This is a genomic window from Acidovorax sp. JMULE5, assembly GCF_013376875.1.
Lineage (GTDB): Bacteria > Pseudomonadota > Gammaproteobacteria > Burkholderiales > Burkholderiaceae_C > Acidovorax > Acidovorax facilis.
Window position 1 is genome coordinate 1,631,006 of sequence record NZ_CP035951.1, and the last position, 23,692, is coordinate 1,654,697.

The 23,692-nt window shown below is 65.7% G+C and carries 24 protein-coding genes and 1 pseudogene; 15 read left to right on the plus strand and 10 right to left on the minus strand.

From position 1 onward, the window contains the following. Positions 1–3: 3 nt before the first annotated feature. Positions 4–858 (minus strand): bile acid:sodium symporter family protein, encoded by an 855-nt coding sequence (locus tag EXV95_RS07345; RefSeq protein WP_255484947.1) that lies wholly within the window; start codon positions 856–858, stop codon positions 4–6. Between the two features lie 43 nt (positions 859–901). After that, positions 902–1,426: a DUF962 domain-containing protein gene (locus EXV95_RS07350; protein ID WP_176886364.1), complete on the minus strand. Its 525-nt coding sequence runs from the start codon at positions 1,424–1,426 to the stop codon at positions 902–904. Positions 1,427–1,559: 133 nt separating this feature from the next. On the opposite strand from EXV95_RS07350, the gene EXV95_RS07355 reads away from it, so the two are divergent. From EXV95_RS07355 to EXV95_RS07380, 7 genes and pseudogenes are all read left to right on the plus strand, one after another. Continuing rightward, positions 1,560–2,264: a Crp/Fnr family transcriptional regulator gene (locus EXV95_RS07355; RefSeq protein ID WP_055398183.1), complete on the plus strand. Its 705-nt coding sequence runs from the start codon at positions 1,560–1,562 to the stop codon at positions 2,262–2,264. Between the two features lie 104 nt (positions 2,265–2,368). Beyond that, positions 2,369–3,804, plus strand: a pseudogene (locus tag EXV95_RS07360) (aldehyde dehydrogenase family protein). Between the two features lie 91 nt (positions 3,805–3,895). After that, on the plus strand, positions 3,896–4,519 hold the full coding sequence (locus EXV95_RS07365; protein ID WP_255484948.1) for a DUF2889 domain-containing protein: 624 nt from the start codon (positions 3,896–3,898) through the stop codon (positions 4,517–4,519). Positions 4,520–4,569: 50 nt separating this feature from the next. Then, on the plus strand, positions 4,570–5,331 hold the full coding sequence (locus EXV95_RS07370) for an SDR family oxidoreductase (RefSeq protein ID WP_176886365.1): 762 nt from the start codon (positions 4,570–4,572) through the stop codon (positions 5,329–5,331). 119 nt (positions 5,332–5,450) lie between these two features. Next, positions 5,451–5,576 (plus strand): hypothetical protein, encoded by a 126-nt coding sequence (locus EXV95_RS24875; RefSeq protein WP_255424236.1) that lies wholly within the window; start codon positions 5,451–5,453, stop codon positions 5,574–5,576. Between the two features lie 117 nt (positions 5,577–5,693). After that, positions 5,694–6,668 (plus strand): hypothetical protein, encoded by a 975-nt coding sequence (locus EXV95_RS07375; protein WP_176886366.1) that lies wholly within the window; start codon positions 5,694–5,696, stop codon positions 6,666–6,668. Then, positions 6,665–7,345 (plus strand): hypothetical protein, encoded by a 681-nt coding sequence (locus tag EXV95_RS07380; RefSeq protein WP_255484949.1) that lies wholly within the window; start codon positions 6,665–6,667, stop codon positions 7,343–7,345. Before EXV95_RS07375 ends, EXV95_RS07380 begins: the two co-directional genes overlap by 4 nt. A gap of 28 nt (positions 7,346–7,373) precedes the next feature. Here the strand turns inward: EXV95_RS07380 and EXV95_RS07385 are convergent, their stop codons facing one another. Beyond that, positions 7,374–8,225, minus strand: a complete 852-nt coding sequence (locus EXV95_RS07385) for a type IV pili methyl-accepting chemotaxis transducer N-terminal domain-containing protein (RefSeq protein ID WP_121420510.1) — start codon at positions 8,223–8,225, stop codon at positions 7,374–7,376. 169 nt (positions 8,226–8,394) lie between these two features. Here EXV95_RS07385 and moaA point away from each other — a divergent pair, with 169 nt between their 5' ends. The 6 genes from moaA to EXV95_RS07415 all read left to right on the plus strand — a co-directional run bounded on the left by moaA (position 8,395) and on the right by EXV95_RS07415 (position 13,069). After that, the gene (gene moaA / locus EXV95_RS07390) at positions 8,395–9,534 is read left to right on the plus strand and encodes a GTP 3',8-cyclase MoaA (protein WP_176886367.1); all 1,140 of its coding nucleotides are present in this window, start codon (positions 8,395–8,397) and stop codon (positions 9,532–9,534) included. 61 nt (positions 9,535–9,595) lie between these two features. Next, complete coding sequence (locus tag EXV95_RS07395; protein WP_162239769.1) at positions 9,596–9,970, plus strand: nucleotidyltransferase domain-containing protein; 375 nt, start codon at positions 9,596–9,598, stop codon at positions 9,968–9,970. Between the two features lie 26 nt (positions 9,971–9,996). Beyond that, positions 9,997–10,635, plus strand: coding sequence for a molybdenum cofactor guanylyltransferase MobA (mobA, locus tag EXV95_RS07400; RefSeq protein WP_176886368.1), 639 nt, complete (start codon positions 9,997–9,999; stop codon positions 10,633–10,635). 13 nt (positions 10,636–10,648) lie between these two features. Then, positions 10,649–11,194: a GNAT family N-acetyltransferase gene (locus EXV95_RS07405; protein ID WP_176886369.1), complete on the plus strand. Its 546-nt coding sequence runs from the start codon at positions 10,649–10,651 to the stop codon at positions 11,192–11,194. Between the two features lie 19 nt (positions 11,195–11,213). After that, complete coding sequence (gene glp / locus EXV95_RS07410; protein ID WP_176886370.1) at positions 11,214–12,572, plus strand: gephyrin-like molybdotransferase Glp; 1,359 nt, start codon at positions 11,214–11,216, stop codon at positions 12,570–12,572. A gap of 164 nt (positions 12,573–12,736) precedes the next feature. Continuing rightward, the gene (locus EXV95_RS07415) at positions 12,737–13,069 is read left to right on the plus strand and encodes a thioredoxin family protein (protein ID WP_176886371.1); all 333 of its coding nucleotides are present in this window, start codon (positions 12,737–12,739) and stop codon (positions 13,067–13,069) included. Between the two features lie 85 nt (positions 13,070–13,154). On the opposite strand, the gene EXV95_RS07420 is transcribed toward EXV95_RS07415, so the two are convergent. The 4 genes from EXV95_RS07420 to EXV95_RS07435 form a co-directional block, all read right to left on the minus strand. Continuing rightward, a complete protein-coding gene (locus tag EXV95_RS07420; RefSeq protein ID WP_176886372.1) occupies positions 13,155–16,313 on the minus strand; it encodes an efflux RND transporter permease subunit in 3,159 nt (1,052 codons plus the stop codon). 22 nt (positions 16,314–16,335) lie between these two features. After that, complete coding sequence (locus EXV95_RS07425) at positions 16,336–17,796, minus strand: efflux RND transporter periplasmic adaptor subunit (RefSeq protein WP_176886373.1); 1,461 nt, start codon at positions 17,794–17,796, stop codon at positions 16,336–16,338. 203 nt (positions 17,797–17,999) lie between these two features. Beyond that, a complete protein-coding gene (rnhA, locus tag EXV95_RS07430; RefSeq protein WP_055398194.1) occupies positions 18,000–18,449 on the minus strand; it encodes a ribonuclease HI in 450 nt (149 codons plus the stop codon). Then, complete coding sequence (locus tag EXV95_RS07435; RefSeq protein WP_233559237.1) at positions 18,446–19,315, minus strand: class I SAM-dependent methyltransferase; 870 nt, start codon at positions 19,313–19,315, stop codon at positions 18,446–18,448. Before EXV95_RS07435 ends, rnhA begins: the two co-directional genes overlap by 4 nt. Here EXV95_RS07435 and gloB point away from each other — a divergent pair. Further along, positions 19,314–20,090, plus strand: coding sequence for a hydroxyacylglutathione hydrolase (gene gloB / locus EXV95_RS07440; RefSeq protein WP_176886374.1), 777 nt, complete (start codon positions 19,314–19,316; stop codon positions 20,088–20,090). The genes EXV95_RS07435 and gloB overlap by 2 nt on opposite strands. Beyond that, entirely contained in the window at positions 20,087–21,607 is a 1,521-nt protein-coding gene (locus EXV95_RS07445; RefSeq protein ID WP_176886375.1) for a transglycosylase SLT domain-containing protein, read from the plus strand. The genes gloB and EXV95_RS07445 overlap by 4 nt, the downstream gene beginning before the upstream one ends. A 40-nt stretch (positions 21,608–21,647) precedes the next feature. Here the strand turns inward: EXV95_RS07445 and EXV95_RS07450 are convergent, their stop codons facing one another. The 3 genes from EXV95_RS07450 to EXV95_RS07460 all read right to left on the minus strand — a co-directional run bounded on the left by EXV95_RS07450 (position 21,648) and on the right by EXV95_RS07460 (position 23,671). After that, positions 21,648–21,800 carry a DUF3096 domain-containing protein gene (locus EXV95_RS07450; protein WP_082437438.1) on the minus strand — a complete coding sequence of 51 codons (153 nt, stop codon included), beginning with the start codon at positions 21,798–21,800 and terminating at the stop codon, positions 21,648–21,650. Between the two features lie 201 nt (positions 21,801–22,001). Further along, the gene (locus EXV95_RS07455) at positions 22,002–23,057 is read right to left on the minus strand and encodes an ABC transporter substrate-binding protein (RefSeq protein ID WP_176886376.1); all 1,056 of its coding nucleotides are present in this window, start codon (positions 23,055–23,057) and stop codon (positions 22,002–22,004) included. A 188-nt stretch (positions 23,058–23,245) separates the two neighbouring features. Beyond that, positions 23,246–23,671, minus strand: a complete 426-nt coding sequence (locus EXV95_RS07460) for an MAPEG family protein (RefSeq protein WP_121420522.1) — start codon at positions 23,669–23,671, stop codon at positions 23,246–23,248. Positions 23,672–23,692 lie beyond the last annotated feature (21 nt).

The following is a 23,692-nucleotide window of genomic DNA, read 5'->3' on the forward strand; positions in this document are numbered from 1 at the left end:
GTTTCAGGCGCTGACGGCGGCCGCTGGCTGGGCACCACGCCGCAGCACCAGCCCACCAAACAGCGTCGCCAGTATGTACATGCTGACCGAGTAGATGGCCGCAGGCAGTGCCAGCTGAAAGTTGCCCAGCACCGACAGCGCGATGAAGATGGCCAGCGTGGAGTTGTGGATGCCGATCTCGAAACTGATGGCCGTGGCCATGGACTTGTCGAGCCCCGCCGCCCGCGACAGGTAGTACCCCGACGCAAGACTGATCGCATTGAACAACAACACGGCCGGACCGATGCCCGCGAAGGACTCGACCAGCGCCGTCCACTCCTTGGCAATCGCAATCAGCGCAAAAGCGGCCAGCACCACGGCGCTGAAAATCTTCATGGGCTTTTCCATGCGGGCGCTGAAGGCCGGCGCGCGCCGGTGCACCGCCATGCCCAGCACCACCGGCACGAGCACGATGATGATCACCTCGACCACCTTGCCAAATTGCAGCGGCACCACCTGGCCCGTGTGCGCAAAGGTGTTGATGGCCCAGTTGGTGATGAGCGGCAGGCTCACGATGGACAACACGGTGTTGATGGCGGTGAGCGAGATGTTCATCGCCACATTGCCACCAAAAAGATGGCTGAACAGGTTGGCCGACACCCCACCCGGTGAAGCCGCCAGCAGCATCAGTCCCACCGCGTAGAGCGGCGCCACGCCCAGCAGCACGATGAGGGCGTAGCACGCCGCTGGCAGCACCAGCACCTGCAGCACCAGGGCCAGCACCACGGCACGCGGATGCTGCAGCAGGCGCTTGAAGTCGCCCACCGTGAGCGAAAGGCCCAGACCGAACATGACCAGCCCCAGGGCGATGAACAACAAGGTGGGAAGTATGGAAACAAAGCTCATGGGTCACGCGCGGGGCTTATGCAGGTGCCTGGCCGGCGCGCAGTCGCACCGGGCCGCTGCGCTGCTCGATCGCCGCCTGCACTTCCTTGCGCAAACCCAGCGCAAAGGCCCACTCTGCCACCACAAACAGCGGGCCGACGATCAAGCCCACCAAGTCGTCCACAAACGCGGGCTTGCGACCTTCGTAGTAGTGGCCCACGAACTGAATCACCCAGCCCACCGCAAACAAGCCGATGCCCGTGGCCAGCCACACCGCCATGCTCTGCAAAGCTACCCACTGCCCCCCCACCAGCATGGCCGCCAGCAGGGTCGCCATGGCCAGGCCAAAACGCATATCCAGCCGGAAGTAGAAGACGCTGGCCGCCAGCGCAGCGAACAGCGCAGGGCTCAGCGGCAACGCGCCCGCCATCCAGGTCGGGCGCGACAGCAGGATGACCACCGCAAACATGATCATCGGGACGCCCACAAAATGGGTGTGGATGTTGCGCGGGTCGCGGTGGTAGTCGGCGTACTGCGCAAGGTGGTCGATCAGGGTTTTCATGGGTGTCTCCGGCTGTTGTTTTGAGCAGCATCAATACTCGCCCCGGGGCATTGCCAGCGTCTGTCGTGCAGACGACAAAAAGGCACACTCCCACGGCACCGCCCCACCCTGCCTCGCGCCCAATCTGCACTGCATGACCGACCCCGCCACCTATCTGCCCGTCCTCCAGTCCGGCCGCTGGTTTGCCCACCTGCCGCCCGACTTTGCCCAGCCGCTGCTGGCCATGGCACAGGTGCGCCATTTGCAGACGGGCGAAGTGCTGTTTCTGCGTGGCGATGCGCCCTGCGGGCTGTATGCGGTGGTGCGCGGCGCGGTCAGCATCTCGGGCACGGGCGGCCGGGCCGACGAGGCGCGGGCCGCGCTGCTGATCCGCCTGGAGCCGCCGCACTGGTTTGGCGAAATCTCGGTGTTCGACAACTCCGCACGCACGCACGACGCGCAGGCCACCGAGCCCACCACGCTGCTGCACATTCCGCACGAGCGGCTGCAGGCGTGGCTGCAGGCCCACCCGCAGCACTGGCATGCGCTCGCGCTGCTGCTCACCGACAAGCTGCGCTCGGCCTTTGTGGCCATGGAAGAGCTGGCCCTGTTGCCTGCGCCACAACGCCTGGCGCGCCGCCTGGTGATGATGGCCGAGGGCTACGGCCAGTGGACGGCCGAGGGGCGGTCGCGCCGCGTGCTGTCCATATCCCAAGAGCAGTTGTCGCTGATGCTGGCCATCTCGCGCCAGACCACGAACCAGATCCTCAAGGACCTGGAATCGCGCCACCTGGTGCGCGTGCAACGCGGCGAGCTCGAGATTCTGGACCTGGCGGCGCTGCGCGCCACCTGCTATTGAATTGCTATTAAATATATAGCGACTAGCGCTTTACCAACAAGCGCCAGAAGCATTTTCTACTTAAATAATAAGCACACATTTCATTTCCGGGCAAAATGACGGCCATGCAACTGAACTACATCGCCAACGCCTCGGTGCCGTCCGCCTCGGGCCGCACGATTGCCATGATCGACCCGTCCGACGGCCAGCCCTTCGACGAGATCCAGCGCAGCAACGCCGACGACATCGACGCGGCGGTGCATGCGGCCCGCCAGTGCTACAACGCGGCGTGGCAGAAGTTGGCCCCCCGGTGGAGCGCGGCCGACTGCTGCAAAAGCTCTCGGCCAAGATCCTGGAGCATGCGGACGAGCTGACGGCGCTGGAGCAGCGCGACTGCGGCAAGCCCACCAAGCAGGCACGCGCCGACGCGATTGCGCTGGCGCGCTACTTCGAGTTCTACGCCGGTGCGTGCGACAAGTTTCACGGCGAGACGATCCCCTACCCCGACGGCTACAGCGTGCTGACCTGGCGCGAGCCCCACGGCGTGACGGGCCATGTGATTCCCTGGAACTACCCCATGCAGATTTTCGGCCGCAGTGTGGGCGGCGCGCTGGCGGCGGGCAATGTGTGCGTGGTCAAACCCGCGGAAGACGCCTGCCTGTCGCTGATCCGCGTGGCGCAGCTCGCGGCCGAGGTGGGCTTCCCCTCCGGCGCGCTCAACATCGTCACCGGCTACGGCCATGAGGTGGGCGACGCATTGGCGCGCCACCCCGGCATCGACCACATCAGCTTCACCGGCAGCCCCAAGATCGGCACGCTGATCCAGCAGGTGGCCGCCGAGCGCCACTGCCCCGTGACGCTGGAACTGGGCGGAAAAAGCCCGCAGATCATCTTTGCAGATGCGGACCTCGATGCCGCCATCCCCGTGGTCATCAACGCCATCGTGCAGAACGCCGGGCAGACCTGCTCGGCCGGCTCGCGCGTGCTGATCGATTCGCTGATTTACGAACCGCTGCTGGAGCGTCTGGGCAAGGCGTTTGAAAAGTTGCGCGTCGGCCCCGCCGCCATGGACCTGGACGTGGGCCCGCTGATCCGCCAGACGCAGCAGCAGCGCGTGTGGGACTTTCTGTCGGACGCGCAAGTGGCCGGCATCCCCATGGTGGCCCAGGGCGTGGTGGTGGACGAAGCGCCCGAGACCGGCTACTACCAGGCCCCGACCCTGCTGCGCGATGTACCGGTAGGCCACCGCCTTGCGCAGGAGGAAGTGTTCGGCCCCGTGCTGTCGGCCATGGCCTTCCAGGACGAAGACCACGCGGTGGAGCTGGCCAACGCCTCGCAATTCGGCCTGGTGGCCGGCATCTGGACGCGTGACGGCGCGCGCCAGTTCCGCATGGCCAAGCGTGTGCACAGCGGCCAGGTGTTCATCAACAACTACGGCGCGGCCGGCGGTGTGGAGTTGCCGTTTGGCGGCGTCAAATCCAGCGGCTATGGACGCGAAAAGGGCTTTGAGGCGCTGTACGGCTTCACCACCTTGAAGACCGTTGCCATCAAGTACGGTTGAAGAGGCGTTGCAGGGTGTCCCGCTGGCGCGCGACGGTGCTGGCAGGCCCCGCTAACCTCGGCTGCTTCTGTACGACGATTTTTCTTCCTCCATGCCCCTGAGCCCCCCCGCCCCCCGCACCCTGAAACATGTCCGCCGGGTGAACTACCAGGGCTTTGAACGCGACGATGGACTGTGGGACATTGAAGGCGAGCTGCACGACAGCAAGGCCTACGACGCCACCTCTTTTCGCGACCCTACCAAACAGCGCCTCGCGGGCGAGGCCATCCACCACATGTGGCTGCGCGTGACCGTGAACCGCCAGCTGGTGGTGCAGGCGATCGATGTGGCGATGGATTCGCACCCGCTCCAGGGCTGCACCGAGGCCCAAACTGCACTGCAGCACATGGTGGGCTGCAGCATGGCGCGCGGCTGGCGCCAGTCCATCCAGAAGCACCTGGGCGGCGTGGCGAGCTGTACCCACCTGCGCGAGCTGTTGTTCAACCTGGCCACCGCGGCGTTCCAGTCGGTGCCCGCCGTGTTTTCGTCCAGCCACCCCGACGAGCCACCGCGCCACCTGGGCCAGTGCACGGGGTGGGACTTCAACGGCCAGGGCGTGAAAGAGTTTTTCCCCCAGTTCTACGGCCGTGCGCCGCAGGCCCCCAAGCTGGCGGAGCAAGCCGCAACCACAGATTTCACTGCAGAAATTTCAGCCAAACAAGCCCCTAGCGCTTGATACTAAAGCGTCAGTAGCTATCAATTTTGAATAATTCAAGGAGCCATTCCATGCGCGTTTCGAACAAATCCATCATCGTCACCGGCGCTGGCAACGGCATTGGCGAAGGCATCGCCAAGCGCCTGGCCGCTGAAGGCGGCAAGGTCATCGTCAATGACATCAATGAAGCCGGTGGCCAGCGCGTGGTGGCCGAGATCACGGCCGCCGGCGGCACCGCCGCGTTCTTCAAAGCCGACGTGACGAAGTCCGCCGAAGTGAAGGCGATGGTCGACGAAGCCATGCGCCTGTACGGCCGCCTAGACGTGGTGGTGAACAACGCAGGCTGGACGCACCGCAACCGCCCCATGCTGGAAGTGAGCGAGGACGACTTCGACAAGGTCTATGCCATCAACATGAAGAGCATCTACCTGAGCGCCATCCACGCCGTGCCCGCACTGCGCCAGGCGGGTGGCGGCAGCATCATCAACATCGCCTCCACCGCCGGGCTGCGCCCCCGCCCAGGCCTGACCTGGTACAACGGCTCCAAGGGCGCCGTCATCATCACGAGCAAGTCCATGGCCGCTGAGCTGGGCCCCGACAACATCCGCGTGAACTGCATCAACCCCGTGTTCAACCCCGACACCGGCCTGGCCGCCGAGTTTGCGGGCGGCCCGGTGGACGATGCGCGCCGCGCCAAGTTCCTGGCCACTATTCCGCTGGGCCGCTTCTCCACCGCGCTGGACGTGGCCAACGCCGCGCTGTACCTGGCGAGCGAAGAGGCTTCGTTCATCAGCGGCGTGTGCATCGAGGTGGATGGCGGACGCTGCGTGTAAACAAGAGTCCAAGCGCGCTCGCAAGCCACCATCACTTGCGTTTGCGCGCGCGCCCAATCCGCACCAAGGCAGTGCGGATTGATTTGACGGTCTTGAAACCGCTGCCTATAGTGCCGCCGATGTTTGCGAGCCACTCCACCGCCACGACCGCCAGCGCCACAGCGCCGCTGCGCCGTGCCGCGCGCTCGCAGGCCACGCTCCAGGCCGGTGACCGCCAAGTCTGCACGCTCGCTGCAGATTCCTGAGCCCGGCGACACCCCCTCCCCTTCGCATTCTTTTCGCGCACCTCCTGTCGCCGGGCCCATCGCCCAGCGCCAGCTTGCGCCTTGGCAGCAGCCAGGGCGCGAACGTCAGGAGTGTCCATGCCCCCGTTTCCTTCGGGCGAGATTTCGCTCGCCCCGTGCGCCCCTGCGCGCAGCCAGCCCGCCGATGAGGCTATCGCCAGCGCGGCGGTCGCCCCCGACATCACCCGGCAATTCATCCGTGCCAAGCAGCCCTGCGCCGACGGCTACCGCTGGTACCTGCGCCGCCAGGAGGGCGCCAGCAACTACCAGGCGCTGCTGGATGACCTGGTGCGCGAAGGTCGTTTGGAAGACGCCTGCTGGATGCTCGACCAGTTCGGCCCCACCAACGATGTGCTGGAGATAGACCACCTGGAGGCCGACGCACTGGTGTTTGCCGGCAGCGTACGCTGCCGGGGCCACGCCGATGTAGAGGGTGTGCTGCGCACGGGCCGCAGCCTGAGCGTGCTGGGCGGCCTGCGGGTGGGTGGAGCACTGCGCGTGGGCGAAGACCTGCGCGTGGCGGGCGCAGTGCGCTGCGAGGGCAGCGCGCGACTGCACGGCGATGCGCGCGTGGGCTGGTCGCTGACAGTGGCGCAGCGGCTGCAGTGCACAGGCAGCCTGCGTGTGGGCGGCGAGCTGGACTGCGGGGCCACCGCCCACATCGGCGGCCACTGCCGGGTGGCCCAGGATCTGCGGGTGGTGGGCGACCTGGGTTGCGACGGCGGCATCAAGGTCGGTGGCCACCTGCAAACCGATGCTGCCGTGCAGGCTGCCCGGGGCGTGTGGGTAACGGGCGACGTGGACTGCAAGGGCCACCTGCAGGTGGGCTGGGGTGTGCGGGCCGGTGGGCACATTCACGCCGGAGGGGCCATCCGTGCGGGCGAAAGCCTGTGGGCGGGCGAAACCATTGCGGCGGGTGAGGCCTACGGCGTATACGCAGGCCTGGTGGTGCCGCTGCCCGACTGGCCCCACAGTGCCCAGGTGTGCGCCCGCGAACAGCCTGCACGCCTGCTGAGCGGCTGCTGGACCGATGGCCAGGGGAACAAGCCATGATGGCCATCGCCTGCAGCCTGTGCGACCCACGCGACGCCACCGCCATCGCCAACACGTGGCCCGGCCAGGGCTTGCTGGGCCGGTGGGCCCAGCGGCTGACCGAACTGCGCATCGACGTGGATCTGTCCGGCCGCGACATCCAGCGCGAGTTCGAGGCGCTGTACGACCGCATCCGCACCAACCACCGCACGCGCGATGCGATGCAGCCGTTGCCCTTGCATCTGCATGGGCTGGTGTTTCGCCTGCGCGAGGCCGACGGCGAATACTTTGTGTATGCCATCGACCCGCAGCGCAACCGCATCGTGGCCTACACCGTGTTCAACCGGCTGGTCGAGGTGGACCGCCGCACCGACCGCCACCTGCGCGCGCCCCACACCAAGGTGGTGGACGGCTACCGCCGCATGGGCATTGCATCCGCCATCTACAGGTGGTGGCTGGACTCGGGCCGCAGCCTCATGACGGGCGCACGCCAATCTGCAGGTGCCCATGGCCTGTGGATGGCCCTGGCACGCGACTACGAACTGGCAGCGGCGCGCATCGGCACCCACAAACGCGTCCAGCAGCTGCCGCTTCCACCACCCCCGGGGTTTTTCAACGCGCTGGACACCCGGCTGGTGCTAGTGGGGCGCGATTGCCGCCTGGCGGACTTCATGCAGCACGCGGCCCTGGGCGGCTGATCGGGTGACCCCGGCCGTTCCCTGCCTCTCAGCCCAGCACCTCGCGCAGGGCAGCGTCGTACAGGCCGGTGAGCTTGTCCATCACCCCCAGCAGGCGTTCGCTGGTGGTGGCCACGGCGTTCAGCCCCGCGTCATCGGCCGGGCGGCGCAGCGCGGATTCAAAAAACAGCCACTGTGAGTCGGCCAACTCCAGCTCGTTGCGGATGGACGATGTGGACACGGGCGCCGCCTTCAATGTCTGCAAGGCCTGGCGGAAGTCCGCCGCATCGGACGCCAGCTGCGCCTGCACCACCTTGGAATCCACCTTGGCAGCACTCAAAAAGTAGTTCTTGGCCAGGCGCTGCGACAGCATGCGCTGGCGGCCCGCCAGGTTCACCAGGCGGGCACTGGGGGCCTGTGCCATTTTTTCGATGGCCTCGGTCACGGCCTGCGCAATGAGCAGCGTTCGATCGGCCTGTTCCGATGCCGCCGCCACCAGGGCCGTGGTGGTGGCGGGCGCCGAAGTCATCTGGTTGAGCAGGGCAAACTGCTTTTGCACTTCTGCCAGCTGCCGCCCGACTTCTGCAGGCCACTGGCCCGACTGCATGCCTCGGGCCAGTTCGCCGCTACCCGTCTGCACCATCTTGCGCGCCAGCCCCATCACATCCACCGCCGCAGCAGGCAGCACCTGCAGGTACTGCTGGCAATAGGCCTTGGCCATGCGCTGCGACAGTGCGCGAAACCAGCCCGCATAGTTGATGGCCCCCGACAACCCCATCTGCGCCTGGGCTCCAGTCGCCCAAGTTGCCCAGGTGGGCAGCAGAACACCCGCCGCCACCCACTGAAGGGCCACACGGCGCTGGCATGGCGTGGCATCGGCAGAAAATTCGCGCGTCAACATGGGAATCCCCTTGAAATCGAATGGACAGATTGTTGCAACGCAGCAACCAGAACGCCCTGCGCCATGTCAAAGGCGGGCCATACCAGCGCCTGGGCAAAACTTGACCGCGATCAACTCCGCGCGCAGGGGCTTGCCCCCTCTGCAGGCCCCCTTGCGGCAAAATCACGCCATGGCCGAACGTGTGATTCCTCTGGTGGACCAACGCATCGCCGCTCTGGCGGCGCGGGTGCCCACACACCCCGTGGCCCCCACCGGCCTGCTCACCGACACCCGGGGCCGCCCGCTGCGTGACCTGCGCATCAGCGTGACGGACCGCTGCAACTTCCGCTGCAACTACTGCATGCCCAAGGAAGTGTTCGACAAGGACTACCCCTACCTGCCGCACGGCGCGCTGCTGAGCTTTGAAGAGATCACGCGGCTGGCAAAGCTCTTCCTGGCGCATGGCGTGCGCAAGATCCGACTGACCGGTGGCGAGCCCCTGCTGCGCAAGAACCTGGAAGCGCTGGTGGCGCAACTGGCTGAACTGCGCACCGTGGACGGCCTGGCGCCCGACCTCACGCTGACCACCAACGGATCGCTGCTGGCGCGCAAGGCCAAAGCGCTGAAAGACGCGGGCCTGAACCGCGTGACCGTGAGCCTCGACGGCCTGGACGACGCCGTGTTTCGCCGCATGAACGATGTGGACTTTCCGGTGGCCGACGTGCTGGCGGGCATCGAAGCGGCGCACGCCGCCGGGCTGTCGCACATCAAGGTCAACATGGTCGTCAAGCGCGGCACCAACGACCACGAAATTTTGCCCATGGCCCGCCACTTCCGGGGCTCGGGCACCACGCTGCGTTTCATCGAATACATGGACGTGGGCGCCACCAACGGCTGGCGCATGGACGAAGTGCTGCCCTCGGCCGAGCTGATCAAACGCCTGCGCGCCGAGTTGCCGCTGGTCCAGCTCGACCCCAGCAGCCCCGGCGAAACCGCCGAGCGCTGGGGCTATGCCAATGCCGCAGGCCAATATGACCCCGCCCTGGGCGAGGTGGGCGTGATCAGCAGCGTGACCCAGGCGTTTTGCCACGACTGCAACCGCGCGCGCCTGTCCACCGAAGGCAAGCTTTACCTGTGCCTATTTGCCTCCGAGGGCTACGACCTGCGAACCCTGCTGCGCGGCGGCGCCAGCGACGAGGCGATTGCCTCGGCCATCGCGCCCATCTGGCAGCAGCGCAGCGACCGCTATTCGGAGCTGCGCAGTAGCCTGCCTGCGGATACCACGCCTGGTGGCGCGCGGCGGGTGGAGATGAGCTACATCGGGGGCTAGCGCTATGGGCCTAGATGATCTAGCGCCAGATGTGCAGGCGTTTGTCCTTACGGTATGCGGTTTGACGCATCGCCCGGCATCTGTTTGGCTCATCGGATCGCAAGCTAACGGACGAGCTACCGAGCAATCCGACTGGGATCTTTTGATCTTCGGTTCTTCATTTTTGATCGACGAACTCAAGCGAGACATCGCCGCCCCTCTCAAGATCGACGCCCTGGTCGTACACAACGGAAACGACTACTGCGATCCTTGGCAAAACAAGCGCGGGGCTCTTAAGAATCTCCAATGGCGCTTGGAATCAGCAACAGTAGCAAGCTACGAAGGCGTTCGCTGGATCGCTGATAGCGAGTCTGAGGAAGACTACTCGCCAAGCTCAGGCAACATGCTAGTTTTGAAAGAGAGAGCATTGTGCCTATGGGCAGCGCCGCCTCTCTAGCAATCTCATTCCCGACAGGACTTCAATTGATCAATCAGCAAGACATCACCGGCTTGGTCCTCGCCGGTGGCCGTGGCTCCCGCATGGGCGGCGTCGACAAAGGCCTGCAGAACTTTCGGGGCCTGCCCCTGGCCCTGCACACCCTGATGCGACTGCAGATGCAGACCGGCGCCACCATGGTCAACGCCAATCGCAATCTGGCCGCCTATGAGGCCTTCGGCGCACCGGTGTGGCCCGACGTGCTGAGCGACTATGCCGGGCCGCTAGCAGGTTTTTTGACAGGACTGGAGCGTTGCGAAACGCCCTGGCTGCTGACAGTGCCCTGCGACACCCCGCTGTTCCCCCTGGACCTGGCCCAGCGCCTGGCGGCGGCGGCTGACGCCCAGGACGCCGACATCGCCATGGCCGCAGCGCCCGAGGAGGATGGCACGGGCCGCACCACCGTGCGCACCCAGCCGGTGTTCTGCCTGCTGCGCGTGGACCTGCTCGAAAGCCTGGTCGCTTTCACCCAGGCCGGTGGCCGCAAGATTGATGCATGGACGGCACAACACCGCTGCGCCACCGTGCCGTTTGACCAGCCCGGAGACGACCCCAAGGCCTTTTTCAACGCCAACACCCTGGCTGAGCTGCACGCGCTGGAAAGCGCGAGCGCACCGCAGGCCTGATCACACCGCTGCGATGAACGCGCACACGCCTGCGGTCGCCCGTGCAGTGTTAATCCGCCCGTTGGTCGCATCGGACGCTGTGGCCTACAAAGCCCTTCGCGACGAGGCTTTGCGCACCGCGCCGGATGCGTTCACGTCCGACTACGAATCCTCGGTGGGCCGCGATGCCAGCGAGTACGTGGCGCGTTTTGGCGCGCCGGAGTCGGGTCAGTTCTTCCTCGGCGCCTTCGATGCCGCAGGCCAGCTGGTCGGCTGCCTGGGCTGTGAGCGCGAGCAACGCACCAAGCAGCGGCACCTCGCCACGCTGGTAGGCATGATGGTTGCGCCACAAGCCCAGCGCCAGGGCGTCGGCCAGCAGCTGGTAGCCGCCTGTGTAGAGGCCGCCGGCCGCGTGCCCGGGCTGACCCAGCTGGTGCTGACGGCCACGGCCTCCAACACGCATGTCGTGCGCCTGTACGAGCAGGCCGGGTTCCGCGCCTGGGGCCTGCTGCCCCACGCCATCGTGGTGGACGGCGTGGGCTTTGACAAGCTGCACATGGTGCGCGTGCTGCACGACTGATTGAAAGTTACTGAGACCCATGAAAACCATTGCCCAGATTGCCGCCGAACTGCAAGGCTACGACCCGCAGGCTCTGAGCGCTGCCGATGTGAACACGTTTCTGGAACGGCTGGTCGAGCCCGTGAGCGCCACCGAAGACTTGCCCCTCTTCAGCGCCCTGGGCCGCGTGCTGGCGCAGGACGTGGTCTCGCCCGTCAGCGTGCCACCGCACGACAACTCGGCCATGGACGGCTATGCGTTTGCGGGCGCTCAACTGGTCGAAGGCCAGCCTCTCACGCTGCGCGTGGTGGGCACGGCGCTGGCGGGCAAGGCCTGGGTGGGCACCGTGGCGGCGGGCGAGTGCGTGAAGATCATGACCGGCGCGATCATGCCCACGGGCCTCGATACCGTGGTGCCGCAGGAGTTCACCACGGCCGCCGCAGCTGACGGGCACATCACCATCGCGGCCGATGTGCTCAAGACCGGCGACAACCGCCGCTTCAAGGGTGAAGACCTGATGGAGGGTAGCGTGGCGCTGGCCCAGGGCACGCTGCTGGCGCCTGCTGCGCTGGGCCTGGTCGCCAGCCTGGGCCTGCCCACCGTCACGGTGTACCGCCGCCTGCGCGTGGCGTATTTCTCGACCGGCGACGAGATCCTGAGCCTCGGCGAGCCCCCGCGCGAAGGCGCCGTGTACGACAGCAACCGCTACACCGTGTTCGGCCTGCTCACGCGGCTGGGCGTAGAGGTGATCGACCTGGGCGTGGTCCGCGACGAGCCGGAATTGTTGGAGGCCGCATTTCGCAACGCGGCGCAGCGCGCGGACGCCATCATCACCAGCGGCGGCGTGAGCGTGGGCGAGGCCGACCACACGCGCACCATGATGAAAAAGCTGGGCGACGTGGCCTTCTGGCGCATTGCCATGCGCCCGGGCCGCCCCATGGCGGTGGGGCGCATTGCCACCACAGAAAATCACGCCAAATTGGCCTCCAGCGCTTATCCATCAAGCGCTAACAGCTATCAAAATGATACCAATCAACCCCACAGCGGTGCGGTGTTGTTCGGCTTGCCTGGCAACCCCGTGGCGGTGATGGTGACCTTCCTGGCCTTTGTGCGCCCCGCCCTGCTGCGCATGATGGGCAGCACCCACTGCGCCCCACCGCTGCTGCGAGCCACCAGCACCGAAGCCCTGCGCAAGAAGCCCGGCCGCACGGAGTACCAGCGCGGCACCATCACCACCGCCGCCGACGGCACCCTGCAGGTGCGCACCACGGGTAACCAGGGCTCGGGTGTGCTCAGCTCGATGGTGCAGGCCAACGGACTCATCGTGCTGCACCACGGCCAGGGCAACGTGGCCGTGGGCGACACGGTGGACGTGATGGTGTTTGACGGCGTTATTTGACCCCCCCTGAGTCGCTTCGCGCCTTCCCCCAGGGGACCGACGCCTTCACTGCGGGGCGGCCCTTGCTACGCATCCCTCACAGGCGCCACGGCCGTGGCACCCCGCGCGGGCGAAGCACAGCACAATGGGTTTTTCATTTGCACCCGTTTGGAAATCTTGCGCCTATGCCCTACACCGCCCAACACCTTGCGCAACCCCCATCCCGTGACGAGGTGGACCGCCTGACAGGCGCTACCGTTGTGGAATTTGGCACCCCCTGGTGCGGCCACTGCCAGCGCGCGCAGCCACTGATTGAACAAGCGCTGAAGGACCGCGCAGACGTAGCGCACATCAAGGTGGAAGATGGCCCCGGCCAGCGCCTGGGTCGCACGTTCGGCGTCAAGCTGTGGCCCACGCTGGTGTTCTTGAAGGACGGCAAGGAGGTCGCCCGCCTGGTGCGGCCGCAGGGGCAGCAAGACGTTCTGGACGCCGTAAACACCGTCTCGGCACCAGCATGAGGCACGCGTCCGACTCCGAATAGAAAGAAGCCCCATCGGGGCTTCTTATTTGGTCGCAACGCTCCGCCGTTGGGGCTCTACATGGCTACTTGGCCACGTAATCGTGCGGCGGGTGCAGCGGATGCTCAGGCTCCTCGGCAGCCACGGCCGTGTTCGCACCCGGCACCGACTTGCGCGCAAAAAGGGTGTACGTGGTGGGCACCACGAAGATCGTGAGCAACGTACCCAGCGACATGCCTCCCACAATCACCCAGCCGATCTGCGTGCGCGTCTCGGCGCCAGCGCCTGAAGCCAGCGCGAGCGGGATGGCCCCCAGCACCATGGCGCCTGTGGTCATCAGGATGGGGCGCAGGCGCTGGGCCGAGGCCTTGACCAGCGCATCCACCATCTCCATGCCTTGCTCGCGCAGCTGGTTGGTGAACTCCACGATCAAGATGCCGTGTTTGGTGATGAGCCCCACCAGCGTGATCAGCCCGATCTGCGAATACACGTTGAGCGAGCCGCCGCTCCACTTGAGCGCCAGCAGCGCACCAATCATCGACAGCGGCACCGAGACCATGATGACCAGCGGGTCGATGAAACTCTCGAACTGCGCGGCCAGCACCAGGAAGATAAAGACCAAGGCCAGTACGAAGACGATGCCCAGCGCCCCCTGCGAGCTCTTGAACTCGCGCGAGGTGCCGTTGAGTTCGGTGGTGTAGCCGGGCTTGAGCACTTTCGCCGCCGTGGCGTCCATGAAGCTCAGCGCCTCGCCCAGCGAGTAGTCAGGCGACAGGTTGGCCGTGATGGTGGCCGAGCGGCGTTGACCAAAGTGGTTCAGCTCACGCGGGCTCACGCTTTCGCGCACGTTGACCAGGCTGGACAGCGGGATCATGGCTTCGTTGCGGCCGCGCACGTAGATGGTGTCGATGTTCTCGGGCGTGGTGCGACCCCTGGCCTCGGTCTGCACGATCACGTCGTACTGCTCGGCATCGCGCTTGTAGCGCGTCACTGTGCGCCCTCCCAACATGGTTTCGATGGCCTTGGCCACCACGTCCACGCTCACGCCCAGGTCGGCGGCGCGTTCGCGGTTGACTTCGATGCGCAGCTCGGGCTTGTTCAGCCGCAGGTCCACATCGGGGCCGACGATGCCGGGGTTCTGCGCGATCTCGGCCATGAAGGCGTTGGTGACGGCGTTGAGGTTTTCGTAGCTGTCCGAGGTCTGGATCACGTAGGTGAGCGGACGCGAGCGAAAGCCCTGACCCAGCGACGGCGGCGTGATGAGAAAGGCGTTGACGCCAGGCAAGCCCGACACCTTGGGCTGCAGTTCGCGCGCCAGCTCCAGCGTGGTGCGGTCACGCTTCTCCCAATCCACAGTGCGGTAGATCACGCTGCCCTGGGCCACGGTGGGGTTGCCGATGTTGGCGAAGATGCGGTCGAACTCGGGGTAGTCCTGGCCGATCTTTTCCAGCTCCAGTGCGTAGCGGTTGGTGTAGTCCAGCGTGGCGCCGTCGGGGGCGGTGACGCTGGCCAGGATGGTGCCGCGGTCTTCCAGCGGCGACAGCTCTTGCCGCATGCTGGGGTACACCACCACCAGCGCCGCACCACTCACCGCCATCACCGCCAGCACGATCCAGCGGGCCTGGAAGATGGCGCCGCGCACGCCCCCGCGCTCGCTGCCCTTGGCCGACCAGCGGGCCGTCACCAGCCATCGCAAAAGGCGGCCATAAGCGTCTGACAGAGACGTGAGCCAGCGCTCCATCGAGCGGTCGAACCAGTTGGGCTTCGGGTTGTGCTTGAGCAGCAGCGAACACATCATGGGTGACAGCGTCAGCGCCACGAAGCCGGACACCACCACCGCGCCCGCCAAGGCCAATGCGAACTCCACAAACAACCGGCCCGTGCGGCCCGGGGTAAAGGCCAGCGGGGCATACACCGCCACCAGCGTGAGCGTCATGGCCACGATGGCAAAGCCGATTTCGCGTGCGCCCTTGATGGCGGCTGAGAACGGGTCCAGCCCTTCTTCGATGTGGCGGTAGATGTTCTCCAGCATCACGATGGCATCGTCCACCACCAGGCCGATGGCCAGCACCAGCGCCAGCAGCGTGAGGGTGTTGATCGAAAAACCCGCCAGCGACATCAGCGCAAAACTGCCCACGAGGCTCACCGGGATGGTGATGATGGGAATGATGGACGCGCGGAAGGTGCGCAGGAACACGAAAATCACCAGGGCCACCAGCACCACGGCCTCGGCAATGGTGGTGTAGACGCTTTTGATGGATCGGTCGATGAACAGCGAGTTGTCGTTGGCAATGTCGATGCCGATGTCCGGTGGCAGGTCGGCCTTGAGCGTGGGCAGCATGGCGCGCACGCCCTGCGACAGCTCCAGCGGGTTCGCAGTGGCCTGGCGGATCACGCCCACGGAAATGGCTTCGCGCCCGTTCAGGCGCACGCGGCTGCGGTCGCTGGCGGCGCCCTCTTCCACCCGCGCGACGTCGCGGATTCGGACCGGGAAGCCGTTCACGGTGCGGATCACCACCTCGGAAAACTGCGACGGCGTGGCCAGGTCGGTCTGCGAGGTGACGCTGAACTCGCGCTGCTGCGACTCGATGCGACCTGCGGGCAGCTCCAGGTTGTTGCGGCGGATGGCGTCTTCCACGTCCTGCGTGGTCAGGCGGTAGCCCGCCAAACGCTCGGGGTCCAGCCACACGCGCATGGCGTATTTCCGCTCGCCGTAGATGGGCACATCGGCCACACCGGTCACCGTCTGCAGCCGCGGCTTGACGATGCGGTTGATGAGGTCGTTGATCTCCAACGGCGTGCGTGTCTCGCTGCTGAAAGCCAGCCACATCACGGGCGAGGCATCGGCCTCCACCTTGGCGATCACGGGCTCATCCACAGCATCGGGCAGGCGGTTGCGAACCCGCGCGGTGCGGTCGCGCACCTCGGCGGCGGCGTTGTCGGCGTCTTTCTCCAGCCGAAAGCGCACGCTGATCTGGCTTTGCTCGGCGCGGCTGATGGAGGTGATCACGTCCACCGCGTCAATGCCCGCAATGGAGTCTTCGAGCGGCTTGGTGACCTGGGATTCGATCACCTCGGCCGACGCGCCCGCATAACGCACGCTGACGGTGACCACGGGTTCGTCGATCTTGGGGTATTCGCGCACCGACAGGCGCGTGAAGCTCACGGCGCCGATCAGCAGCACCAGCAGCGAGAGCACGGTCGCAAAGACCGGTCGGCGTATCGATATTTCAGCGAGTTGCATGGCAGTCCTGGAACTTCATCGATCACGCAGGATGGCGTGGGCTGCCTTGTGGTGCGCGGCCGGGCCTGCCCGCAAGCTGGCAAGGATCAGGGCCGGGCAACGGCGCCACTACGGCATTGGCCGATGCTGCAGTGGCAGTGGCAGCGGCGGCGGTAGCAGCATTGGCAACGGGTGCGGCTGCCATCGGCTGCGCCGCTGCCCGGGAGCTGCTGGCGCTGCCAGCCCCGGTGGGCGCTGGTGCATCGGTTGGTGCCACGGCACCTGCAGCACGGTCTGCACCTGCCGCCCCGGCCGAGGCGGCTGCGCGCGCTGGTGATGGCGCGCCGCCATTGCTCTGCTTGCCTGGCTTGCCCAGTTCCACCACACGCACTGGAGTGCCATCCTTTTGGATGCGCTGCTGGCCTGCGGTCACCACCACGTCTCCCATGGCCAGACCATCCACCACTTCCACAAACCCGGGGGTGCGCGCACCCAGCTTGACAGGTGTGCGCCGCGCCACGCGGCTGCCAGGCTCCTTGCCATCCACAATCTTGAACACATACGGGCTGCTGCCGTCGGGCACGATGGCTTCCTCGGGGATCACCCGGGCATCGCTGCGCTCTGAAAACACGGCCGTCACGCGCGCAAACATGCCGGGGCGCAGCTGCAGGCGCCGGTTGTCAATGCAGCCGCGCACCACCACCGAGCGGCCATCGGCGTCAATCTGGGGGTTGATGGCCTGCACCACGGCGCTGTAGCGCACGCCGGGCAAGGCGTCGAACGCCACCTGGGCGGTCTGGCCCGTGCGGACCTTGCTTTGCAAACGCTCGGGCAGGCGGAAGTCCACATACACCACATCCAGGTCTTCGACATTGACGATGTCGGCACCGTCCTTGAGGTAGTCGCCCACGTTCACCCCGCGAATACCGGCGATGCCGTCAAACGGCGCCACGATCTTCAGGCGCGAGGCCGTGGCCTGCGCCAAGGACAATTTGGCCCGCGCCACTTCAAGGTTGGCGGCACTTTCATCGACCGAACGCTGGCTGATGAATCCCTGGGCCACCAGTTCCTGATTGCGCTTGTGGTTGGCCTGGGCGATGGACAGCTCGGCCTGGCTCTGCTGGACCTGAGCGCGGGGCAACTGGTCGTCAAACTGCACCAGCACCTGCCCGCGCCGCACGCGCTCGCCGTCGCGAAAGTTGAGCGCCGTGATGCGACCGCTCACCTCGGGGCGCAGCACCACACTCTGGCGCGACCGCAGACTGCCCACGGCCTCGGCATCGTCGCGCAAGGCCATCTGCCGCACAGCCACGGCCTCTACCGCCACGGGGCGGCCTGCGCCCCCACCCTTGGCCGCCGCACCAGCCGGCGCGGCGCTACCCCTGCCGTCGGCAGGCGCCTCGCTGCGCACGGACTGGGCCGGTTTCTGAAGCCACCAGGCTGCGCCCGACGCGGCAGCGATGCCGATGACAGCGAAAACGATGTATTTGTTCTTGGACGCCATGGATCAATGAAGCGGGTGATGTGGGGAAGGCAGCCAAACAATGTATCAGTGCGTGTCTTGCGCTGCAGCAAACCTTGGCATACCCACAAGGGCAATTGCGGCAGATTTACGCAGGCTTTACATGCTGCAGAGACAAAAAAAGCCCCGGAGGGGGCTTCTGATGCCGTGGTGCACAGACGCTGCGCACCGATAGACGCCCACCGTCACCCACGCCCCAGGGCTTTTTCGACACCCCGGTTGGCCAGTGCATCGGCCCGCTCGTTGCCTGGATCGCCCGAGTGCCCTTTCACCCAGCGCCATTCGATGCGGTGGCCAGCCGTGCTCACCAGCGCGTCCAGCCGCTGCCACAGCTCCACGTTCTTGACCGGCTGCTTGGAGGCCGTGCGCCATCCCTTGGCCTTCCAGCCGTGAATCCACTCGGTGATGCCCTTGCGTACATATTCGCTGTCGAGGTACAGCGTCACGGCGCAGGGGCGCTTCAAGGCCGACAGCGCCTCGATCACGGCCATCAGCTCCATGCGGTTGTTGGTGGTGCCCAGCTCACCCCCAAAAAGCTCTTTTTCTGTTGATCCCGAACGCAACCATGCGCCCCATCCCCCAGGGCCGGGGTTGCCCTTGCAGGCGCCATCTGTGTATATCTCTACCTGGTTCAAACTGTGTTCCTGTCTCTGTCGTCGCTGTCTGTGAATATGCGCGAGGTGCTGCCCGTTGCACCCGCCGGGCCTGCCCGGTTGGCAATGGGCACTGTGGAGGCGGCACGCTGCCGGCTGGACCGCCAGGCGGGCTCCAGCAACCGCATGCCGTGAACCCGCTTGACCGCCACTAGAAAATAGGCCGCGCCAAAAATAGGCCACCACCGCTCGCCCAACGGGTCCATGAAGCCAAAACGCTCCAGCCACTGGGTGCTGCGCACCGCCGGACGATAACAGCCAAACTGGGCCGACTCGACCTCAAAACTCAAAAGCCTGAGCCAGTCGCGCAAGCGCCGGTAGCCAATGAACTCGCCCACATCCGGCAGGTACAAAGTGCCCCCACCCAGACGCTGGATCATGCGGGCACGCCACTGGCGCAGCCCCCACAGGCTGGTCGGGTTCAGCCCGCTGATGACCACCCGGCCCTCGGGCACGAGCACGCGCTCCACTTCACGCAGGGCGGCGTGGGGGTCAATGCTCAACTCCAGGGTATGGGGCAGCACCAGCAGATCGAGGCTCGCCGCCGCAAACGGCAAGGCCACGGGCTCTGTCAGCAGATCCACCGCGCGGCGCTGCAGGGGGGCATCGCCATTACCGGTCTCTAGAAAGGCGATGGAACCCCGCACCGCCTCCTGCCCCAGCGCCAGCCATTGGTGCGGCATGCGGTTGGTGCGAAGGCCATCCAGCAAGGGCATTCCAAGCTGCAGGCTGTGGTAGCCAAAGATATCGGCGACCGCCTCATCGAAGCGCGCCTGCTCCCACGCCAACAGGTACCGGCCCGGCGGGGAATCGAACCAGTGGTGCAAACCTATAATTTGATCGCTCATGAACTTGCTGCCGCTGCCCGCCTTTACCGACAACTACATCTGGATGCTGCACGACGGCCGCCAGGCGATCGTTGTGGACCCGGGAGATTCCGCGCCTGTGCTGCAGGCCCTGCAGCACCTTGGCGTGCAGTTGAAGGCCATTCTAGTCACGCACCACCATGCCGATCATGTCGGCGGTGTGGATGCCGTGCGCAGCGCCACCGGCGCCGTGGTCTACGGCCCCGCACGCGAGAAAATCCCCGAGCCGCTGCACCGCCTAGCGCACGGTGATGCCGTGGAAACCATGGGACTTCGGTTCGAAGTCATTGATGTGCCCGGCCATACCGCTGGCCACATTGCCTACTACTGCCCCGACATCGACGGGGAGCCCCTGCTGTTCTGCGGCGACACGCTTTTTTCGGGCGGCTGTGGCCGGCTGTTTGAAGGCACGCCTGCCCAAATGCTGAACTCCCTGGACCAGCTGGCGGTGTTGCCCGGCAACACCCGCGTATGCTGCACCCACGAGTACACCCTCTCCAACCTGAAATTTGCGCGGGCCGTGGAACCCGGCAATGCGGCATTGCTCCACTACAGCAGCCAATGTGAAGCACTGCGGGCCCGCCACCAGCCCACACTGCCGTCGCGCATGGCCCTAGAGCAAGACATCAACCCCTTCCTGCGCGTGCGACAGCCTGCAGTGGCCCAGGCGGCCCATGGCTACGACGCAAAGGTGAATCAAGACGATGCCGTGGCGGTACTGGCCGCACTGCGTCAATGGAAAAACGAGTTTCGATGAAAATTTTGCACATCGCCTGCCTGGCGTGCGCGCTCTGGCTCACGGGCTGCGCCACCACCGGGCCTTCGCAGGACAGCGCGGCTGACAGCGCACCCTCCACGACCACCGGCGCACCACCCCGGACCGCCCACACCCCTGTCATCCCCAATGGCCCGCTCAGGCCCATCACCGCCGCGCAGGCCTCCAGCGGCGAGGTCGCCTCGCTCTCGGCCCCCGCCGACCTGTGGGACCGCATCCGCCGAGGCTTTGCCATGCCCGACCTGCAGCACGAACTGGTGCAGGACCGCGAGCAGTGGTACGCCACGCGACCCGACTACATGCAGCGCATGACCGAGCGCTCCAGCAAGTACCTTTTCCATATCGTTGAAGAGCTGGAGCGACGCGGCATGCCCACCGAGCTGGCGCTGCTGCCCTACATCGAAAGCGCGTTCAACCCGCAGGCTGTGTCCAGCGCCAAGGCGGCCGGCATGTGGCAGTTCATGCCCGCCACGGGCAACTATTTCGACCTCAAGCAGAACGCCTTCCGCGACGACCGCCGCGATGTGCTCGCATCCACGCGCGCTGCACTCGACTACCTGCAAAAGCTCTACGGCATGTTTGGCGACTGGCACCTGGCCCTGGCCGCCTACAACTGGGGCGAAGGCAGCGTAGGCCGGGCCATTGCCCGCAACCAGAAGCAGGGGCTAGGGACCAGCTACACCGACCTGAACATGCCGGCCGAAACCCGCATGTATGTGCCCAAGCTGCAGGCCGTGAAGAACATCGTAGCCAACCCCGAGGCCTTCCGCACCGAGCTGCCTCTCATCGAAAACCACCCCTATTTCCAGACGGTGGACATCACCCACGACATCGACGTTGCGCTGGTGGCCACGCTGGCAGGCATTCGCGAGGAAGATTTCCGCGCGCTGAACCCGTCGTTCAACAAGCCTGTCATTCTGGCTGCCGGTACGCCACAGATCCTGCTGCCCTGGGACAACGCCAAGGTGTTCCAGCGCAACCTTGATGCGCGCCGCGAGGGCCAGTATGCAAGCTGGACCGTGTGGTCCGTGCCCTCCACCATGACGGTCTCAGAAGCCGCCCAGCGGGCCGGCATGAGCGAAAACGACCTGCGCAGCATCAACAACATTCCTCCCCGCATGCTGATCAAGGCAGGCTCGGCGTTGATGGTCCCGCGTTCATCCGCCATTCGGCAGGACGTCTCCTCGCACCTGGCAGACAACGGCCAGGTCGCTTTCTCGCCAGAGATCGTGACCCGCCGCACCACGGTGCGAGCCCGCAAGGGTGAAACCGTGGCCAGCATTGCGCGGCGCTACAAGCTCAGCGCTGCCAGCGTGGCCGACTGGAACGACGTGCGCGCCAGTGCGGCTTTCAAGCTGGGCGAGCAGGTGGTCGTATACCTGCCCGTGCGACAGTCCACGCAGGCGCGTGGCACGGTGGCCCGCTCCGGTTCTGCCAAGCGCTCGGCTGCTGCGCCTGTACGCCGAGGGGGAAACCCCTCCAAGGTCAAGCGCCGTTGAAACGCCGCGGGCAACGCGCAAGAAGGCGTCACCAGGCGCCTCAGAACTTCAGCGAGTGCATGCCCAGCAGCCCCAGAATGCCCATGATGATGAGGTACAGCGCCACGATGGTGCTGAGCAGGCGGGGCATGACGAGGATGAGAATGCCCGCGATCAAAGAGACAAGCGGGCCGATGCTGAGGGTAAAAGACATGGAGCAATCCTGGTGAGGTAGATGACGGGTAGGCCGAGGCTACGGCAAACCGAACGCCGACGAATGTAAGCCATCTTCCCGACCCGGATGTCGAGGCATTGCGACAGCGCGCGGCATCCACTGATCAATCGGGGTCATGCACTGCCACTGCTCCCCTGCGGTCACCTCAAAAGTGGCCCAGCGAGTATCCGGCGCGCAAGCTCAGACGTTGAATTTCTGCCGCGCCTTGCGCACGAAATCGTTGGTGTAGGTGCGTGCCAGCTCCACCTTGAAATCCGCCAACTCGGGGTGCACGCGCGAGAGCACGCGCAAGGACGTGGCTGCGCCATCTTCGGGCATCATCCCGTGGGTCGAATAGGTCTCGCGCACTCGGCTGAAGGCCGCCAGGTACAGCCCCCGGTCTCCCATCAGGTAGCCCGGAGGCACCGCCTTGACAAGGTCTGCCGGGGCAGCGGTCTGCAGCCATTTGAGGGCATGCACGATGCCGTTGGCCAGTGCCTGGGCCTGGGCGGCATGTTTTTGCAGGAAGGGCTGCGGCGCATAAAGACAGCTGGCTGGCAGGGCGCCGCCAAACATCTCCTGCGCGGCCTTGAGTGAGCGCATGTCGCCCGCAATGCGTGTGTCTGCCTTTTGCTCCAGCAGCGTCATGATCGGGTCGGCATGGCACAGCGCATGCACCTGTCCGGAACGCAGCGCATTCATCGCGGCCATGCCAGAACCCACGCCCACAAACGCCACGTCACGCGGCCCCATGCCCGCTCGGGCCAGCACCACGCTGGCCGCCAGGTGCGTCGACGACCCCACCGATGACACGCCAATGCGCCGTCCCTGCAGATCCGCCAGATCCTTGTACGCAGGCAGCGAGCGTTGCGAAACCCCCAGCGCCAGTTGAGGCGCACGCCCCATCACCACCAGCGAGCGGTAGGACTGGCCACGCACCTGCTGCCGGATGGTGTGCTCGAAGGCTCCGGCACAGACATCGGCCCCACCCTCCTGCACCGCCTGCAGGGCCAGGGCGCCGGCCGAAAAATCGCGCACCGTCACGTCCAGACCTTCCGCCTTGAAGTAGCCCAGCTGGTCGGCCAGCGCCAGCGGCAGGTGGTAGAGCACGCCCTGTCCGCCCACGGCAATGGTGACGTTGCCCAACGCTGCTGCACCCTCTGCCTGCGCCCGCACAATGGCAGGCGCAAACACCCCCGCCGCCGACAGGGCGGAGACGGCGCCAAAGGCGCGGCGGGTGAGCAAGGGGCGGGTCATGACAATCCGTGAATATCAGTGGAAACAGCAATGCTGCATTGCAACAATCGTGCCCCAGAGCTCACAAACCCGCATCAGGGGGAATCCCTGCGGGTTTCTACGTACCAGGGTTAAAAGAAACTGGAGCCCGATCAGCAGCCCCCGAATGAGTGGCGCCAGCCCTTCTTCAAAGGCCGGGCTGGCAAAGATCAGCGGTAGCCGACGAACAGGATGCCGATATTGACCAAAAATGCTGCGGCCCAGACCACGCTGCGCACGGTGGGCATGTCGGACACGTACATCATGATGTAGAAGATGCGCAGCATGACGTACAGCAGCGCCAACATGTCCAGCAACGTCTGCCCCGCCCCGAGCAGGTGCGCGATGATCACGGCACCGATGAAGAACGGCAAGCCTTCGAAACTGTTGGCCTGCGCAGCATTGGCGCGGGCCCGCCAGTCGGTCTGCCGAGCCATCCAGGCGCGGGGGTCGCGGTTGTCAAAGCCACCGTCCTTGCGCGACTTGCCGAAGCTGCCACTCTTGGCCAGCCAGGCGCAGCCCATGGGAAGCAGGGCTGCGATCAGCACGCACCAGTAGGCCACTGTGAACCGTGCGACATGCATGGTGGTATTCATTTTTAAGCCTTTTTTGGCTCC

Excerpts from the sequence above, each read along its gene's own strand:
- EXV95_RS07350 (WP_176886364.1), bottom strand. The coding sequence starts at position 1,426 with ATGAAAACCCTGATCGACCACCTTGCGCAGTACGCCGACTACCACCGC.
- EXV95_RS07355 (WP_055398183.1), top strand. The coding sequence starts at position 1,560 with ATGACCGACCCCGCCACCTATCTGCCCGTCCTCCAGTCCGGCCGCTGG.
- EXV95_RS07365 (WP_255484948.1), top strand. The coding sequence starts at position 3,896 with ATGCCCCTGAGCCCCCCCGCCCCCCGCACCCTGAAACATGTCCGCCGG.
- EXV95_RS07370 (WP_176886365.1), top strand. The coding sequence starts at position 4,570 with ATGCGCGTTTCGAACAAATCCATCATCGTCACCGGCGCTGGCAACGGC.
- EXV95_RS24875 (WP_255424236.1), top strand. The coding sequence starts at position 5,451 with ATGTTTGCGAGCCACTCCACCGCCACGACCGCCAGCGCCACAGCGCCG.
- EXV95_RS07375 (WP_176886366.1), top strand. The coding sequence starts at position 5,694 with ATGCCCCCGTTTCCTTCGGGCGAGATTTCGCTCGCCCCGTGCGCCCCT.
- EXV95_RS07380 (WP_255484949.1), top strand. The coding sequence starts at position 6,665 with ATGATGGCCATCGCCTGCAGCCTGTGCGACCCACGCGACGCCACCGCC.
- EXV95_RS07385 (WP_121420510.1), bottom strand. The coding sequence starts at position 8,225 with ATGTTGACGCGCGAATTTTCTGCCGATGCCACGCCATGCCAGCGCCGT.
- moaA (WP_176886367.1), top strand. The coding sequence starts at position 8,395 with ATGGCCGAACGTGTGATTCCTCTGGTGGACCAACGCATCGCCGCTCTG.
- EXV95_RS07405 (WP_176886369.1), top strand. The coding sequence starts at position 10,649 with ATGAACGCGCACACGCCTGCGGTCGCCCGTGCAGTGTTAATCCGCCCG.
- glp (WP_176886370.1), top strand. The coding sequence starts at position 11,214 with ATGAAAACCATTGCCCAGATTGCCGCCGAACTGCAAGGCTACGACCCG.
- EXV95_RS07415 (WP_176886371.1), top strand. The coding sequence starts at position 12,737 with ATGCCCTACACCGCCCAACACCTTGCGCAACCCCCATCCCGTGACGAG.
- EXV95_RS07420 (WP_176886372.1), bottom strand. The coding sequence starts at position 16,313 with ATGCAACTCGCTGAAATATCGATACGCCGACCGGTCTTTGCGACCGTG.
- EXV95_RS07425 (WP_176886373.1), bottom strand. The coding sequence starts at position 17,796 with ATGGCGTCCAAGAACAAATACATCGTTTTCGCTGTCATCGGCATCGCT.
- gloB (WP_176886374.1), top strand. The coding sequence starts at position 19,314 with ATGAACTTGCTGCCGCTGCCCGCCTTTACCGACAACTACATCTGGATG.
- EXV95_RS07435 (WP_233559237.1), bottom strand. The coding sequence starts at position 19,315 with ATGAGCGATCAAATTATAGGTTTGCACCACTGGTTCGATTCCCCGCCG.
- EXV95_RS07445 (WP_176886375.1), top strand. The coding sequence starts at position 20,087 with ATGAAAATTTTGCACATCGCCTGCCTGGCGTGCGCGCTCTGGCTCACG.
- EXV95_RS07450 (WP_082437438.1), bottom strand. The coding sequence starts at position 21,800 with ATGTCTTTTACCCTCAGCATCGGCCCGCTTGTCTCTTTGATCGCGGGC.
- EXV95_RS07455 (WP_176886376.1), bottom strand. The coding sequence starts at position 23,057 with ATGACCCGCCCCTTGCTCACCCGCCGCGCCTTTGGCGCCGTCTCCGCC.
- EXV95_RS07460 (WP_121420522.1), bottom strand. The coding sequence starts at position 23,671 with ATGAATACCACCATGCATGTCGCACGGTTCACAGTGGCCTACTGGTGC.